The sequence below is a fragment of the Clostridium brassicae genome (genome assembly GCF_026738875.1).
GTDB classification, from domain to species: domain Bacteria; phylum Bacillota; class Clostridia; order Clostridiales; family Clostridiaceae; genus Clostridium_H; species Clostridium_H brassicae.
In genome coordinates, this window is record NZ_JAPQFJ010000013.1 from 116,816 (window position 1) to 132,624 (window position 15,809).

Sequence of the window (15,809 nt, forward strand, 5' to 3'; positions counted from 1 at the left end):
GAAGTCATTTTTAGTTAATAGGATTAATAAAAGAGCTTTAATATAAACCCTGGGAGAAATCCTAGGGATATTTTTTATTTTTGTAAAATTTGTAAAATTTATAAAAATAATATAAAATATATTAAAAGATAGTCGCAATGCAAAACTAAGTAAGGTCTAAGGTATATTTTAGGTTAAGAAGGTATTATAAATAAACCAAATTTATAAGAATATTAAATATTATTACTTATTGGGGTGATACGATGAATAATTTAAAAACAAAAAAAATACTATCTGTGTTTGCTGCATTGATTTCCGCCGTTCTGCTAATCTCCTATTTTAGAGCTAATGATACTTATAAGCTAAATTCTCCAGCGGAGAATAAGCAGTCAACAGCTGATAAAAATTCTAATATTAAATATGAAAACTACAAACCTGTAAAAGAAGTAGAAAAAATAGAACAGAAATCAGAATTTCTTGAGGAGGATAATAGCAATGTCTCTAATGTTGATAAAAATATAAAAAAACAGGAGACATTATCAAAACGAGATTTGAATGCAGCAACAGTTAAAATACCTGTATTAATGTACCATTCAATAAATGTTAAAAGTAGAAATAATTTAATAATTACACCACAAGAGTTTGATAAGCAGATTAAATGGTTAAAGGATAATGGATTTACTCCTTTATTTTTAGATGAAATATATTCAATGATTACTACAGGTAAAAATATACCTTTTAAGTCTGTTGCATTAACTTTCGATGATGGTTACGTTGATAATTATACTGAGGCCTATCCGATATTAAAGAAATATAAATTTAAAGCTACTATATTTTTGATATCTGATACAATTGGTCAACCTTATGCCCTTAAGGAAAATCAAATTAGAGAGATGTATGATAATAATATAGACTTCCAGAGCCATACGGCTTCACATTACGAATTAAGTGGTCTTTCATATCAAAAGCAATTGAATGAATTAATACGGTCTAAAGAGGCTATAAGCAAATTATTGAATAAAAACGTAGATTTCATATGTTATCCTTCAGGAAAGTATAATGCGGATACTATAAAAGCATGTAAATCTGCAGGATATAAAATGGGTTTTACCACTAAACCTGGGTATGCTAAACAATCGGATGGATTATATACACTAACTAGAGTGAGGATGTTCCCTGGCATGTCAATGCAGGGATTAAATATTAGAAAGTAGGTTTGCCGAGCATAATCATCATAAAATTAGGATATTTTTGTAAATTTAAATCATTAAATTAAAATATATTCTAAAATTAGGAAAAAATTAATAAAAAATTTATGAATACAGAAAAAAACATCAAAAAATGAAGGAATTTTAATATTTTTATTGAATATTAACTAAGCAATTCATTTATTACTATAATCTTACATAATATTACATATTAAAACAAGAAATATGGAGGGGCAAATATGAAAAACATCAAAAAATTTAAATTAAATCTTATGGGAAAATTAACTGGTTATTTTCTTGCTTTAATCATTATACCCGTAATAGTTTTAGGTTATTTCTCTTACGATGGTGCAAAAAAATCTTTACAAACAGAAGCGGAAAGTAAAATAAAAATCACTTTAGATTCTGCTGTAAACGATTTGAATATGAAAACATCACAAATAAAAGAACAAGTAAATTTAATAGCCAATTTGTCACAAATAGAATCATTTTTAGAGAGTTACAATATTGGCAAAGTAGAGGCTACTGTAGAAGGAAATGTTAAAAAGTTAATATTAGATTATCAGAAATCCGCTTCAGATATGACTTCGGGAATTTTTCTTGCGGATAATAAAGGGAATATTATACTAGATTCAAATAATAGTAAGGGAATAAATATATTAGATAGAGATTATTTTAAAGAAAGTATTTCTGGCAATCCAACTTGGAGTGGAGTTCTCACATCTAAGGTGTCTAATAAACCAGAAATAAATTATAGTTGTCCTATAAAAAGTCAAGATGGCAAAGTAAAAGGGGTTATTGTTGCAAGTATAAAATTTGAGTCTATAACTAATTTATTGGCACAAGTAAAATCAGGCGAATCAGGGTATGCTTTTATGGTGGATGAAAACGGTTTAGTTTTATATCATCCTGATAAAGATAAGATATTAAAAGAAAATATGGTAGAGACTTATAAAGATAATTCAGGATTAACTAATATATTAAAATCAATGTTGGCAGATAAAGAGGGAGATGGAGTTTATGAGTATTCTGGAGTAGAAAAATATGTGGCATATAAGCCTTTCGAAAGTTGGTCTGTGGCTATAAATATTCCAGTTAAAGAATATATGGTAGGGGCCATAAATATTAGAAATAAAACTATAGCTATTTCAATAATTGCAATCATAATCGGTGCATTAGTTGCAATTGTAGTATCTAAAAAAATCACTAATCCAATTAAAAGTCTTATGGTATTAATGGGCAAAGCAAAAGAAGGAGACCTAACTGTTAGAAGTGAAATTAAATTAGATGATGAAATAGGACAGTTATCAAATAGTTTTAATGCTATGTTAGCAGGTCAACAAAATGCAGTAATAGAGGTGTTAAGTACTGCAAAAGATGTTGAGGCATCTTCAAAAATTGTTGGAGAATCAGCTTCAGAAATGGCAGCAGCAGCAGAAAATCAAAGCTCCTCATCAGAGGAATTAACTGCTACTATTAATGAGATGAGTACATCTATTGTTGAGGCTTCAGAAAGTATTTCTAGTATTTCTGAAAATGTTAATAATATTTCATGTTCTACTGGTGAAATGAGTAAAAGTTCTACTGAAATGTCTAAGAAGGTAGAAGAAACGGCGGCAATGATGATTGAAGTTACAAAGTCTTTACAGGAGATGGATGCTTCTATAGAGATGGTAGCAAGTAACTCTAGCAAAGCAAATGATGAAGCGTTAAAAACTGAGGACTTAGCTAAAGAAGGAAGAGTTAAGTTATTGTAAACAGTACTATTAAAGAAATGGATAATGTAATTTATGTAGTAGATAATTTGACAGAAGTGATAAAAGGCTTGGGAAATGTAGCAGTTCAAATTGGAGATATTATTGAAGTTATTGATGATATAGCTGAACAAACAAACCTTTTGGCGCTAAATGCATCTATTGAAGCTGCTAGAGCTGGAGAGCATGGGAAAGGATTTGCAGTGGTGGCTGGAGCTGTTGGTAGTTTGGCTGAAAAATCCGGAGAAGCTACAAAGGATATTACAAAATTGATTAAACAAATTCAGCAGGAAGTAAAATATGCTATTGCTACTACTGAAAATGGGGCTAATCAAGTAGGAAAGGGAGTTAATTTAGTAAAAGATACAGGTAATTCCTTGGATAACATATTTGAAGCTATTAAAAAGACTACTGAATCAATAAATGAAATTGCTAAAATTACATTGGAACAATCTAAATTTAGCAAATCTATAATGAATTCCATTGAAAAAGTAAATGAATTAAGCATACAAGCTTCAGCATTGGTGGAAGAACAATCTGCATCAGCAGGTGAGATGGCGTTAGAAGTTGAAAGAGTTAATGGTTTAATTCAACAATTAGCAAGTGTGTCAGAAGAACAATCATCAAGTAGTGAGGAAATATTAGCAACATCAGAAAATGTAAGCGATTCAGCAAGTGAAGTTGCTACAGGTGCGGAGGAATTGTCAACTACAGCAGATAATATGGCTAATAGAGCGAATAAATTAATTGAGACAGTATCTATCTTTAAGATTGAATAATTATGGAGGAAGTATTGATGGATGAAAAACAATATGTAGTTTTTAGTCTTAAGGATGAGGAATATGCTATAGATATAATGCAAATATATGAAGTTGATAGGTTAAAGGAAATAAAAATAACAGCTATTCCAAGAGTACCAAATTACATAGAAGGCATAATAAATTTGAGAGGGGAAGTTGTACCTATAATAAATTTAAGAAAACGATTAGGATTAGAGGAAAAGGCGATAGATAAGCAATCTAGGATAATTATTATAAGAATTGAGGGGAAGGCAATTGGTATTTTAGTGGATAGTATAGATAATGTTATATCTTTTGTAGAAGAGGAATTATATGATCCACCAGAAGAAGTTAAAAATAATTGTGAATACATAAAAAAGGTTGGAGACAAAGGTAATAGGTTAATATTTATTTTGGACGTGTACAGTATATTAACAAGTTAAATACCTTAAAGGTCATAAATTATTTTGACTAATAGGGAGGTAATTTTAATAATATGAATAATTTTGACGTAGATGACATTTGTATGAATATGTTTTTACAGGAAACAAAAGAGCAAATAGAAAAAATGGAAGAGGATTGCATTTACTTGGAGGGTTCTGATTATAGTGATGAAATTATTAATAGAATTTTCAGAATGGCACATTCTCTGAAAGGTTCCTCGGCTACTATAGGATTTGTAGAAATATCTAATTTAGCTCACAATGTTGAAAGTCTGTTAGACAAAATAAGATCAAAGGATGTATTGATAGATGATAGTGTAACTGATGTATTACTTCAGAGTATTGATGTTTTAAAAAATATGCATTGGTGTATAAGTCAGGGACAATCATGTGATGTAGATACAAAATCTTTGATAGATAACATGAAGAAAATTATAGACAACAATGTCCATAAGAATACTAATTCAACTAATGCTGAAGATGTGGTAAAAGAAGATGGAGGTTTTGAAGTTGATAATGAAAAGCTTCCTGTAAGCGAAGAAGAATACGTTTTATGCGATAAGGTGGATTCTAAGTTTGATGTATATAAAGTGAAGATAGCAATGGATAAAAATATTAAAATGAAATCTGTAAAAGGTTTTATGATAGAGAGTGCTTTATGCCGTATTAGTGACATTGTAAAGATTGAACCAGCAGATTTTGAAGAGGTCTCAGAAGAAACTTATGATGGAATACTAAGTGCAATTATTGCTACAACAAAGAGTTATGAGGAAATACATAAAAATATTATTGCTGTTTCTGAAATAGATAATGTTTATATTAAGAATATTAGATCAAAAGTGTGTAGTAATAGTGAGGTAAATGTTAAGAAAAATTCCCAGGTAGAGAATAAACATAAAAAGCATGAAGCTTCCACTATAAGAATGGATGTAAATAAAATAGATAAGTTGCTGAATTTAGTTGGAGAATTTATTATAGACAAGGAAGCATTAAGTCAGATAGCACAAGAATTAAAAAGAAAATATAAAAAAGAACCTTTAGCGGGCAAGTTGTGGAATTTAATTTCTCATATAAATTATATAAGTGAGGATTTGCAAGAAACAGTTATGTCCACTAGGATGCTTCCTTTAGAGAATATATTTAGTAGATTTCCAAGGATGGTTAGGGATTTGTCTAAAAAATGTAATAAAAAAATAGAGTTTATAGTTGAAGGGCAACATACGGAGATTGATAGAGGAATTATAGAAGAGCTCATTGATCCCATAACACATATAATAAGAAATGCTATAGATCATGGAATTGAATCTCCTGATGAAAGGAAGGAAAAAGGAAAAAAAGAATTGGCCACATTGAAATTGAGTGCAAGGCATTTAGAAAATAATGTGGTAATTGAAATTGAGGATGATGGTAGGGGAATTTCTGTAGATAAAATAAGAAAAAAAGTGATTCAGAAAAAATTAGCCACTGAAGAGGAGTTAAATACTTTACAAGACAAGGATGTAATAAAATATATATTTGAAGCAGGGTTTTCTACTGTAGATAATGTAAGCGATATTTCAGGTAGAGGTGTAGGACTTGATGTGGTAAAATCAAATATTGGAAATTTGAATGGGCTAATTGATATAAATACAAAAGAAGGTATAGGAACAAAATTTATTATTAAGCTTCCATTAACATTAGCAATAATACAAGCATTGCTTATTGAAGAGGATAAGTATATATTCGCAATACCAATTACATCGATAATAGAGACTGTTAGATTGAAAGGCAAGGAAATTGAAGAAAAGATACATAAAGTAAATAATATTGAGGTGTATAAGTGGAGAGATGAAATTATTCCAGTAATTAGAATTGGAAGGTATTTCAAGGTGTACAAAGACGAAATAGAGGATAAGATGTTTCTTGTTATAGTAGGGTATGCTGAAAAAAGGGTTGCTTTTGTGGTTAATAAATTATTAGGGGAGAGAGAGATTGTTATAAAATCTATAGGAGAATTTAGTGGAGAAAATAAATTGATGGGTTCCTTAAAAGGGATTTCAGGGGTAAGTATATTGGGTGATGGGAGTTTTGCTCAAGTAATTGATGTTTCTTCAATAATAAAAGGATGAAAAAGGTGTGCTTTTAAATAGGAAATGCTTTGTAGTGCAATTATGTCTTTGTGATAATATTTAATATTATTTAAAATAAAAAATGTAACACGAAAGGAGAACTTATTTATGCGTGTATTAATAGTAGATGATTCTGAATTTATGAGGCTTTCAATTAAAAAGGTATTAGATGAGAATAATATAGAGGTTATTGGAGAAGCTAAAGATGGTGTTGAAGCTGTTAATAAGTACAAGTTATTAAAGCCGTCTTTAGTGACAATGGATTTAACTATGCCCAAAATGGAAGGAGAAAATGCTATAAAAGAGATAATAAGCTATGATCCAGATGCAAAAATTATTGTGTGTTCAGCTATGGGTCAAGAAACAAGAGTTATGCGTGCAATTAAATCTGGTGCTAAGACATTTATAGTTAAACCATTAAATGCAGAAAGATTATTAGATGAAATACAGAGAATAAAAAGTGGAGAACTTTAAATTGGATTAAAATAGAAGGATAAGTTAAAACTCTCTGTAAAAATTTAAAGAAATTAAATGAATTTTTTATTAAAGGGTAGACAAACCTTATAAAATGAGATTTGTCTACCCTTGTTTATTTTTTAGATAATAAGAGTTAAACTATTTTTATTCTACAAGATTTAAACCATCTATGGATTTTAGTCTGTTAATTAAAATAGGATCTTCAGTAAGAAGATAACCCTCATATTCATGGGCAGTATTTATAAGCCAAGCTTCTCCATTTTTAATAAAAGATAAATCTTCTGGAAAATTAGGTTGAGTCCATTCATAAAGGGAATTTGATATAGATTTAATAATTTTTTTTGCATTATCATTAGTTTTATAATAGTATACATAGGCTGTTTGTCCCAATAGTTCAGTTCCTACCCATTCAGATTCTTCCTTCATTTCAATTAACGAATCTTGTAACATATTTATAATATTGAATACACTTTGATTACAATCCATGTCTTTACGTATAACTAGTATAAAAGTATCACAAACATCAAATGCTATGTCTAATAAATTATAATATGCTTTATTTTTAGGATTTGTTTGTATAAACATTAGTTTTATTCCTCTCTTCTTTGGGATAATCTTTTATATTAACTTCCAAGAAATTTTTGTGAATTATTTTTAATAAATCAGTTACGTTATTATTATCAAATCTTCTTACACATAAAATGCTCCATATCTTTATAGTTTCATTCAATTATATAGATATTATTGCATATTTTAAGTATTTATACAAAATTATATCTATTTATCATTTTTTTATAAATATTTAATTATTATTATTTTAATAATTAGGTTTTGACTTAGAGTAATATAATTGCTATAATGTAAAACACGGGCGTAAATGATATTGATTCTCAATTATTACCTGGCTGTTATAAACATAGTATGAACAGTTTTATATGTTGAATAAGATAACCTACAAAATATTTTATAAAAGAATTAATAAACATTACAAATAAAAGATTGGAAAGTTGGAATGAGCATGAATTATATTTGGATAAACCCAGTAGTTAAAGCTATGTATTTTGATAAATTAGAGGATTTGGTAAGAGAACTAGAAAATAAGGGATATAAAGTTGTAGAACCTCCAAGTCAAGTAGAAATAGTAAAAGATAAATTTAAACACACATGTATAAAAGAAGGAAAGATAGTACTTGATACAAGATGTCCAGCTGCTATTGAATATATAAAAGAAAATCTAAAAAACGATGATTTTTATATACCTAATATAGAACCTATATTAATTCACAGTGCCAGAGTGCTGTATAATATATACATAAGGGATAATAAAGAGAATGCACTTATTATAACTACTCCATGCAGTTCACTAAGAAACATGGGAAACTACATATTCAAAGAGGAGAAAAAATGTGGAGTTGCTTTTAAAACTTGGAATGATATATGCAAAAAATTAGATATAAAAAAAGAAGAGAAGTGCAGTATATCTCCTATACCTCTTGGGTTTTTTAGAGATTTAAATTTGAATGTTTTAGAAGTAAGTGGACAACAAAAAGTATTAAAAGCAGTAAAAAACGCAGTAGAGAGTAATGAGGATATCAATCTTGTAGAAATACTACTGTGTGAAGGAGGATGCAATGCGGGAGATGGCGTATAAGTTAAAAGGATATATAGTTGTTGTATTAATAATTATTATATGGTGTATTGGTAGTGTGAATAATTATTGGAGTGGATACATATTACCTTCACCAGAAACTGTTTTAGGGACTTTTATTAGTCTTGTAAGTTCAGGAACTTTATTTAAGCATATAGGACAAAGTTTAATAAGAATTTTATTAGGGTTCTTTATAACATTGATTTTAGGAATACCTTTGGGAATACTATTTGGAGTAAATAAAAAAATATATGTTTATTTTAAGCCAATATTAGAATTTATAAGACATACTCCTCCTTTAGCTTTAGTGCCAATGCTCATTTTATGGTTTGGTATAGGAGAAAAATCCAAAATAATAATAATAGTTTTAGCTTCATTCTTTCCTGTATTTTTAAATACCATAAAAGGGGTTGAAGGTTGTGATAAGAAGTTAATAGAAGTAGGAAAAGTTTTTAATTTAACTAAAAGACAGATATTTTTTAAGATAGTAATACCATCAGCTTTACCCAATATATTAGTTGGAATGAAGCTGGGTATAGGATATAGTTGGAGAGCTATAATAGGAGCAGAAATGGTAGCAGCATCTTCTGGATTGGGATATCTTATTTTAGATGGACAACAACTTTCTAGATCCGATGTTGTAGTTGTAGGTATTTTATCAATAGGGATATTAGGAAGCTTAATGGATTATATATTTTCAATTTTAGTGAAAAAGATTAATGTTTGGAGACTAGAGGTAGATGCTAATGAAGGGGTATAGAATAAATAACTTAAACAAAGCATATACGGTAAATGGAAAATTAAATACAGTATTGCAAAGTATAGATTTAGATATCAAAAGTGACATGATAACAATAATTCTTGGAAGAAGCGGTTGTGGAAAAACAACTCTTTTAAGATTATTAGGTGAATTAGAAAATGCTACTTCAGGAGACATAGTGTTTTATAAAGATGAAGTTGAATCTAAACCTAAAATAGGAATGGTATTTCAAGAAAGTAGACTTATGCCTTGGCTCACAGTAAGAGAAAACATAACTTTTTATTTGAATAAAAGAGATAGAGAAGTAGAAGATAAGTTTTTAAAGCTTATGAAATTAGAAGACTTTTCAGAAGCTTATCCAAGTCAGCTTTCAGGTGGAATGGCTCATAGGGTTTCAATAGGACGTGCTCTTGCATATGAACCAGATATAATGTTAATGGACGAGCCTTTTGCAGCATTGGATTACTTTACAAGAGATACTTTGCAAAAAGAGATTATAAGTTTATATGAAAAAACTAAAAAAGGAATAGTTTTTGTAACTCATAATGTAGATGAGGCAATTTTATTAGGGCATAGAATTATAATTTTAGATAAAGGAAAAGTAGAAAAAGATTATAGAATAGATGAAAATTACCCAAGAAATTTAACAGCAGATACATTAGTGAAAATAAAGAGTGACATTTTAAAAACTATTTGTAGAGATGAAATTTGATTTAATTAAATTAAATATATTATTTTATAAATTGGAGGGACTTAAATGATAAAAGTAAAAAAAATATTGGCTTTAGCATTAACGGGAGTTATAGCAGGAAGTATGTTAGTAGGATGCAGTAACAAGGAAAATAAAACTGAGGAGAAAAGTAGTAAAGCTATAAATGTGACTTATGTAAAATCTCCTTTGAATGTGCCATCTATAATTGAAAAGAATAATAAAAATTTTGACAAGGAATTTGAAAAAGATAATATGAGTGTAAAATGGCATGAAATAACTGCAGGGCCACAACAAACACAAGCTCTTGCTGCAGGAGAATTACAGTTTTTACATGCTCTTGGAGGAACTTCTGCTATTTTAGCTGCATCTAATGGAGTGGACTTAAAAATAATTAATGTGTATAGTAGAGCACCTAAAGCATTTATGATAATAACAAAAAATGACAATATAAAAACACCTAAAGATCTTAAAGGGAAAAAAGTAGCAGGACCTAAGGGAACTGTGCTTCATCAACTATTGATAGGATCTTTAGAGAAAAACGGATTAAAACAAGAGAATATAGAATTTGTAAACATGGGTATACCAGAGGCTTTAGCAGCACTTAATAATAAAAGCGTAGATGCAGCACTTTTAGCAGGACCAGCAGCGTTAAAGGCTGTAAAATCAGGAGCAAAGATTGTAACTAATGGAGAAGGTATAGTAGAAGGAACTATAGTAACTGCTGTAAGTGAAAAATTTTTAAAAGATAACCCAGAGATAGTAGAAAGATTTAAAAAGGTTCATAATGAAACTGTTGATTATATAAAGAATAATTTTGATCAAGCTATAGATATAGCATCTAAAGAAGTAGGATTAACTCCAGAGGAAACAAAGCAAATGTATTCTTGGTATGATTTTAATACTAATATAACTGATAAGGATATACAAGAACTTAAAAAGACTCAAGAGTTTATGATGAAAAATGGATTACAGCAAAAAGAAATTAAAATTGAAGATTTAATCCAAAAGTAATGTACCTAATGTTTTTTAGCTGAATTTTATATAAAGTGTAAATTTAGGTTACAATAGAAGTTCAATTTGTCAACTTACTCCTTTCGTTCTGTTCTTAAAAAGTATTAGTTTCCCATATAAAATTATAATATATGGTGTAATATTGTGGTACAATTATAAATGATTAATAGGGAAATGGAGGGAAAAACAAGTGGATTATACAACAAAATGTAATGCCTATTTTGGCTCTGTGCGAAGATTACACAGAATAAACACAATAAGAACTTGTGCAGGGCCTAATTTATTAGATTAATTTAGGTAATGTTGTTTTGTGTGATCTTTGCTTCATTATTTACGAATAACAGGGTAGATAGGAGTAAAAGATATGAAATATGAAAACGCACAAAATGTACTGCCAGAATATATTGTTCAACTGATTCAAGAATATATAGAAGGTGGATATTTATATATACCAATAAAATGTGAAAACAAAAAAGTTTGGGGTGAAAATACTTCTACAAAAGACATTCTAAAAAGAAGAAACAGAGAAATTTTTAATAAATATAATAAGGGAATATCTATTAAAAAACTTGCACAGAAGTATTATCTTACTGAACATAGTATAAGAAGAATAGTTAAACAGCAAAAAGATATATAAATAAAAAATCGGTATTCATTATCAATTTAGATAATTTAATACCGATTTTTTTGTTGGAATTTTATAGATAAATATGAACAGCTTTGATACAGAATTGTTTGTAAACTTGAGTAATTATAAAAAGTAGGGTTAGTATATTGTAGGTAGATTATATTATAAAAGTAAATTGTGGAGGATTAAACTAATGAATAAAGTAACGGTTTTAGAAATAAAATTTGATTTTGCTAGCGATACAAATGTTATTTTTCCGGTTATATTAAGTGATGAAAGTGAAGCTATTTTAATTGATTGTGGATACCCTAATTTTTTACCTTTAATAAAAAATGCTGCTAAAGAAAATGGAATTGATATTAGTAAATTAACAAAAATAATTATAACACATCATGATTTTGACCATATGAGGGCCTTAGCAGAGTTTAAAACAGAGTATCCACATATTAAGGTTCTTTCATCAATCGATGATGAAAAATATATTAGTGGGAAGGAAAAGTCTTTAAGATTGCAGCAAGCAGAGTCTATATATGATAAACTTCCTGAGGAGCAAAAGGAAAGTGCAAAGGAATTTCAGCGTTTTATTGAAACAGTAGAAAATGTTGATGTGGATATATGCTTAAAAGATAAAGAGTCATTTTCTTGGTGTGGAGGTGTAGAAATAATTGCTACTCCAGGTCATATGCCAGGTCATATTTCAATTTATTTAAAGGATAGTAAAACATTAATTACAGGAGATGCATTAGTAGTAGAAAATGATAAATTGATGATACCATATCCACAATATACTTTAGATGTGGTTGATGCAAAAAATTCTATAAAGAAGTTATTAAATTATGAAATGGACAGAATCATATGTTACCATGGTGGCGTATATACAAAAGATATTAAAGAATCATTAGAGAACATTGTTTCAGACTAATTATATATGATTTATAAAATAAAAAGGTTGTGAAAATATGATTAAAGAATTAGAAGAGTTTGAAATTGAAGCAATTATGGACATTTGGTTAAAAACTAATATTACTGCACATAGTTTTATACCAGAACAGTATTGGATAAAAAATTATAGTCTTGTTAAAGAAGAATACATTCCTATCTCTATAACTTTTATTTACAAAGAAGATAGTGTAATTAAAGGTTTTATAAGTATTATAGACAATTCATTTATTGGTGCATTATTTGTTTTAGAAAATTATCAAGGGCAAGGCATAGGAAAAAAATTACTAAATTATTGTAAATCTATATATTCAAGTTTAGAATTAGCGGTTTATATTGAAAACATATCTTCAGTCAATTTTTATAAACATTGTGGTTTTGTGATAAAAAAAGAGCAACAAAATGAAGATTCGGGTTTTATGGAATACATAATGTCATGGATAAAATTTGTTTAACAAGAAACAGTTAAAAAATTTAGTTGATTTTAAATAGCGTATAAAAATGCTGTTATTGACATAAGAGTATAGCATCTATATACTTATCGTATGATGAATATGAAATTTAATAACAAAACAAAAATCAGTTATACACTCTTAAGAATAGCAAATGAACTTCTTGAGATTGAAAAGAAAACTCGTAATTATGGTACTGATCAACAGCTTTTTGAGGCTGAGATTCACATGATTAAAGCAATTAAAGAAAATGAGGGTATACATGTGACTGGTCTTGCAGATATACTGGGGGTGACGAAAGGAGCAGTTTCTCAGATTATAATGAGATTAGAAAAAAAAGGAATGATTATTAAAGAAAAAGATATTAAAAATCAGTCAAGACTTGTACTTAAACTAACGCCTAAGGGTGAAATAGCGAACATCAATCATGAAAGATTTCATCTTGAGTTTGATGATTTTGTAAATGAGATTTTAGGAGATGCAACTGAGGATAAGATTATATTTCTTAAAAATTTTTTGACATCTATTGAAAGTAACATAGTTGATTTCGAAGGGGAAAAAGATAGGTGAGGATTATTTTTTTAGCGTATAGCAGCTATACTTAATGTGTGCAATGTACGTAAATAGTAGGGATAATGTACTATTTATCCCTACTAATAACAATAATAGGTGTAATAGAATTTAAGTGTATAGGTACTATACACGTTTATGGATTTTTAATAAATATGAGGAGGGATTTTATAAATGAATGTGAAAGAGAAAAAAATAAAAATGATGGGTGAGGGAAATATTATAAAAGTACTGTTCCAGCTAGGAGTACCTGTTATTATTGGCATGTTTGTTACTTCAGTATACAATATTGTTGATGCTATGTTTGTTGGAGGATTAGGAACAAGTCAAATGGGCGCTGTATCTATTGCCTATCCAATCTCCCAGATAATTATTGGATTAGGGCTGACCTTTGGAAGTGGATCTGCATCATATATATCAAGGCTTTTGGGTGAAAAAAATAATAATCAGGCCAACCGCACAGCTTCAACTGCATTGATTTTAAGCATAATAATCGGTCTGATTGTAATAGGTATAACAATATGTTTTCTTAAGAAAGTATTAGTTTTATTAGGTGCAACTCAAACAATTTTACCTTATGCTTTGGAATACGCTATTATCTATATTCCAGGATCAATTTTCAATGTAATTAATGTAACTATGAATAATATGTCAGCTTCTGAGGGAGCTACTAAAATAAGTATGATATCAATGCTTACGGGTGCAATACTCAATACTATTTTGGATCCGATTTTCATCTATACCTTAAATATGGGAATCAAAGGTGCAGCAATTGCAACTGTAGTTGCACAGATAATTACCACATTTCTTTATGTATGGTACATGTTCTCAGGGAAAAGTAATTTACATATTTCAATTAAACATTTTTCTCTAGACAAAACAATCTATTCTGAAATATTGAAAATAGGAATACCTACTTTACTGTTTCAGTTATTATCAAGTGCTTCAATGGGGTTAATCAATACATCAGCAAGTTCCTATGGGGATTCTGCTGTTGCAGCAATGGGTATTGTTACAAGGGTTCTGGCTCTTGGCTCTTACGTGGTCTTCGGATATGTAAAGGGATTTCAGCCAGTTGCTGGGTTTAACTTTGGTGCCAAAAATTATAAAAGATTGAGAGAAGCCATTATAGTTTCACTCAAATGGTCAACTATTTTTTGTGCAATTTTGGAAATTATATTTTTGATATTTTCAAAACAAATTATCAGTTTGTTTAGCAGAGACAGCTCTGTTATTGCAATAGGCGCTAAAGCTTTGAGAGGAAATAGCATTACTTTTATATTATTTGGTTTTCAATGTATATACACAACACTATTTTTAGCTCTTGGAAAAGCATTTAAAGGTATGATATTGAGCATTGCCCGCCAAGGTATTTTCTTTATACCTATAATACTTATTTTACCTCAAATGCTAGGCTTAAATGGTATCATATTTACACAGCCTATTGCAGATGTACTGACTACCATATTAACCGGTATATTAGCTGTCAAATTGCGAAGAAGAATAAATTATCTTAGTGAAGAATTAAATCAACAACCATCAATCTCTATGGATAATTCAGCAGCAGATCAAGGGGTAATTACAAAATGAAAAATAAGCTTTTAATAGCAACTTTTTATTAATGACTCCTACGAAAAATGGTTTTTATGGGATAAGGCAGATGTAATTGTGTTGTTATAAGAATAAAATATAGTAGTTTAATGGTAGTTTGATTTATTATAAGATGCAACAAAAAATTATAACTAAGAAGGACTTCAGCAATTTGCTGGAGTTTTTTTATGAAAAATATTTCTTGAGAGCTTATTAGATAAATTTAGTACTGATGAATTTAAGGCAAAAGATTTTAAAAAGAGCATTTAAAAAAATACGCAGTTAATATGGTATAATTAGGTATTATAAAATGTATAACAGTAAAACTATGAGTTTATAGGAAATTTTATTTTATATTAAGTCCCCAAAATTTACTTTTTATAGGATAGGCTATTATTACAGATGTGAAATAATAAAAAATATGTGCAATAAAAATAATATTAGGGAAGTATTAGGTTTTAAATTTGTATATATTAATAAATATATAAATAGTTATTTGGAAACTGCAATTGTATAAATAGTTCAATATTTTTAACTAACGGAGTAAATGATGTATATAGTGTATTTAAATTATTATTTTTAAACATTTAATTACCTAAGTTTTGTACAAACAAAACTTTATTGGTTTCCATATTATAGTTTCCAAAAAATAAATAGTGGATAATACCAAGCCTTGAAGTATAATTTTCTTGCTACAGAAAAATTAAGAAAGGCGGTATTATCCTATGAATAATTTTACCTTTACTCAAGA

The 15,809-nt window shown here is 28.7% G+C and carries 16 protein-coding genes; 15 read left to right on the forward strand and 1 reads right to left on the reverse strand.

Annotation, left to right across the window (positions count from 1 at the left end):
* Positions 1 to 242 precede the first annotated feature (242 nt).
* From OW729_RS12905 to OW729_RS12930, 6 genes are all read left to right on the forward strand, one after another.
* The gene (locus tag OW729_RS12905; RefSeq protein ID WP_268061938.1) at positions 243 to 1,193 is read left to right on the forward strand and encodes a polysaccharide deacetylase family protein; all 951 of its coding nucleotides are present in this window, start codon (positions 243 to 245) and stop codon (positions 1,191 to 1,193) included.
* 233 nt (positions 1,194 to 1,426) lie between these two features.
* The gene (locus OW729_RS12910; protein ID WP_268061939.1) at positions 1,427 to 2,944 is read left to right on the forward strand and encodes a PDC sensor domain-containing protein; all 1,518 of its coding nucleotides are present in this window, start codon (positions 1,427 to 1,429) and stop codon (positions 2,942 to 2,944) included.
* A gap of 17 nt (positions 2,945 to 2,961) precedes the next feature.
* Complete coding sequence (locus OW729_RS12915; protein WP_268061940.1) at positions 2,962 to 3,720, forward strand: methyl-accepting chemotaxis protein; 759 nt, start codon at positions 2,962 to 2,964, stop codon at positions 3,718 to 3,720.
* A 17-nt stretch (positions 3,721 to 3,737) separates the two neighbouring features.
* Positions 3,738 to 4,163, forward strand: coding sequence for a chemotaxis protein CheW (locus tag OW729_RS12920; protein ID WP_268061941.1), 426 nt, complete (start codon positions 3,738 to 3,740; stop codon positions 4,161 to 4,163).
* 53 nt (positions 4,164 to 4,216) lie between these two features.
* Entirely contained in the window at positions 4,217 to 6,271 is a 2,055-nt protein-coding gene (locus OW729_RS12925; RefSeq protein WP_268061942.1) for a chemotaxis protein CheA, read from the forward strand.
* 108 nt (positions 6,272 to 6,379) lie between these two features.
* Positions 6,380 to 6,745: a response regulator gene (locus OW729_RS12930; RefSeq protein WP_268061943.1), complete on the forward strand. Its 366-nt coding sequence runs from the start codon at positions 6,380 to 6,382 to the stop codon at positions 6,743 to 6,745.
* 147 nt (positions 6,746 to 6,892) lie between these two features.
* On the opposite strand, the gene OW729_RS12935 is transcribed toward OW729_RS12930, so the two are convergent.
* Positions 6,893 to 7,333 carry a stage III sporulation protein AH gene (locus OW729_RS12935; protein WP_268061944.1) on the reverse strand — a complete coding sequence of 147 codons (441 nt, stop codon included), beginning with the start codon at positions 7,331 to 7,333 and terminating at the stop codon, positions 6,893 to 6,895.
* 433 nt (positions 7,334 to 7,766) lie between these two features.
* Between OW729_RS12935 and OW729_RS12940 the strand changes: the two genes are divergently transcribed.
* The 9 genes from OW729_RS12940 (at position 7,767) to OW729_RS12980 (ending at position 15,058) form a co-directional block, all read left to right on the forward strand.
* Positions 7,767 to 8,399, forward strand: a complete 633-nt coding sequence (locus OW729_RS12940; RefSeq protein ID WP_268061945.1) for a hypothetical protein — start codon at positions 7,767 to 7,769, stop codon at positions 8,397 to 8,399.
* Positions 8,380 to 9,156, forward strand: a complete 777-nt coding sequence (locus tag OW729_RS12945) for an ABC transporter permease (RefSeq protein WP_407647679.1) — start codon at positions 8,380 to 8,382, stop codon at positions 9,154 to 9,156. The genes OW729_RS12940 and OW729_RS12945 overlap by 20 nt, the downstream gene beginning before the upstream one ends.
* Entirely contained in the window at positions 9,143 to 9,868 is a 726-nt protein-coding gene (locus tag OW729_RS12950) for an ABC transporter ATP-binding protein (protein ID WP_268061946.1), read from the forward strand. Before OW729_RS12945 ends, OW729_RS12950 begins: the two co-directional genes overlap by 14 nt.
* Positions 9,869 to 9,913: 45 nt before the next feature.
* Positions 9,914 to 10,879, forward strand: coding sequence for an ABC transporter substrate-binding protein (locus tag OW729_RS12955; RefSeq protein WP_407647680.1), 966 nt, complete (start codon positions 9,914 to 9,916; stop codon positions 10,877 to 10,879).
* Between the two features lie 364 nt (positions 10,880 to 11,243).
* Positions 11,244 to 11,516 carry a CD3324 family protein gene (locus tag OW729_RS12960; protein WP_268061947.1) on the forward strand — a complete coding sequence of 91 codons (273 nt, stop codon included), beginning with the start codon at positions 11,244 to 11,246 and terminating at the stop codon, positions 11,514 to 11,516.
* Positions 11,517 to 11,700: 184 nt separating this feature from the next.
* Complete coding sequence (locus OW729_RS12965) at positions 11,701 to 12,429, forward strand: MBL fold metallo-hydrolase (RefSeq protein WP_268061948.1); 729 nt, start codon at positions 11,701 to 11,703, stop codon at positions 12,427 to 12,429.
* Between the two features lie 37 nt (positions 12,430 to 12,466).
* The gene (locus OW729_RS12970; protein WP_268061949.1) at positions 12,467 to 12,901 is read left to right on the forward strand and encodes an N-acetyltransferase; all 435 of its coding nucleotides are present in this window, start codon (positions 12,467 to 12,469) and stop codon (positions 12,899 to 12,901) included.
* 99 nt (positions 12,902 to 13,000) lie between these two features.
* Positions 13,001 to 13,468 (forward strand): MarR family winged helix-turn-helix transcriptional regulator, encoded by a 468-nt coding sequence (locus OW729_RS12975; RefSeq protein ID WP_268061950.1) that lies wholly within the window; start codon positions 13,001 to 13,003, stop codon positions 13,466 to 13,468.
* Between the two features lie 174 nt (positions 13,469 to 13,642).
* Positions 13,643 to 15,058 carry an MATE family efflux transporter gene (locus OW729_RS12980; protein ID WP_268061951.1) on the forward strand — a complete coding sequence of 472 codons (1,416 nt, stop codon included), beginning with the start codon at positions 13,643 to 13,645 and terminating at the stop codon, positions 15,056 to 15,058.
* Positions 15,059 to 15,809: the final 751 nt, after the last annotated feature.

Excerpts from the sequence above, each read along its gene's own strand:
- OW729_RS12905 (WP_268061938.1), top strand. The coding sequence starts at position 243 with ATGAATAATTTAAAAACAAAAAAAATACTATCTGTGTTTGCTGCATTG.
- OW729_RS12910 (WP_268061939.1), top strand. The coding sequence starts at position 1,427 with ATGAAAAACATCAAAAAATTTAAATTAAATCTTATGGGAAAATTAACT.
- OW729_RS12915 (WP_268061940.1), top strand. The coding sequence starts at position 2,962 with ATGGATAATGTAATTTATGTAGTAGATAATTTGACAGAAGTGATAAAA.
- OW729_RS12920 (WP_268061941.1), top strand. The coding sequence starts at position 3,738 with ATGGATGAAAAACAATATGTAGTTTTTAGTCTTAAGGATGAGGAATAT.
- OW729_RS12925 (WP_268061942.1), top strand. The coding sequence starts at position 4,217 with ATGAATAATTTTGACGTAGATGACATTTGTATGAATATGTTTTTACAG.
- OW729_RS12930 (WP_268061943.1), top strand. The coding sequence starts at position 6,380 with ATGCGTGTATTAATAGTAGATGATTCTGAATTTATGAGGCTTTCAATT.
- OW729_RS12935 (WP_268061944.1), bottom strand. The coding sequence starts at position 7,333 with ATGTTTATACAAACAAATCCTAAAAATAAAGCATATTATAATTTATTA.
- OW729_RS12940 (WP_268061945.1), top strand. The coding sequence starts at position 7,767 with ATGAATTATATTTGGATAAACCCAGTAGTTAAAGCTATGTATTTTGAT.
- OW729_RS12945 (WP_407647679.1), top strand. The coding sequence starts at position 8,380 with ATGCGGGAGATGGCGTATAAGTTAAAAGGATATATAGTTGTTGTATTA.
- OW729_RS12950 (WP_268061946.1), top strand. The coding sequence starts at position 9,143 with ATGAAGGGGTATAGAATAAATAACTTAAACAAAGCATATACGGTAAAT.
- OW729_RS12955 (WP_407647680.1), top strand. The coding sequence starts at position 9,914 with ATGATAAAAGTAAAAAAAATATTGGCTTTAGCATTAACGGGAGTTATA.
- OW729_RS12960 (WP_268061947.1), top strand. The coding sequence starts at position 11,244 with ATGAAATATGAAAACGCACAAAATGTACTGCCAGAATATATTGTTCAA.
- OW729_RS12965 (WP_268061948.1), top strand. The coding sequence starts at position 11,701 with ATGAATAAAGTAACGGTTTTAGAAATAAAATTTGATTTTGCTAGCGAT.
- OW729_RS12970 (WP_268061949.1), top strand. The coding sequence starts at position 12,467 with ATGATTAAAGAATTAGAAGAGTTTGAAATTGAAGCAATTATGGACATT.
- OW729_RS12975 (WP_268061950.1), top strand. The coding sequence starts at position 13,001 with ATGAAATTTAATAACAAAACAAAAATCAGTTATACACTCTTAAGAATA.
- OW729_RS12980 (WP_268061951.1), top strand. The coding sequence starts at position 13,643 with ATGAATGTGAAAGAGAAAAAAATAAAAATGATGGGTGAGGGAAATATT.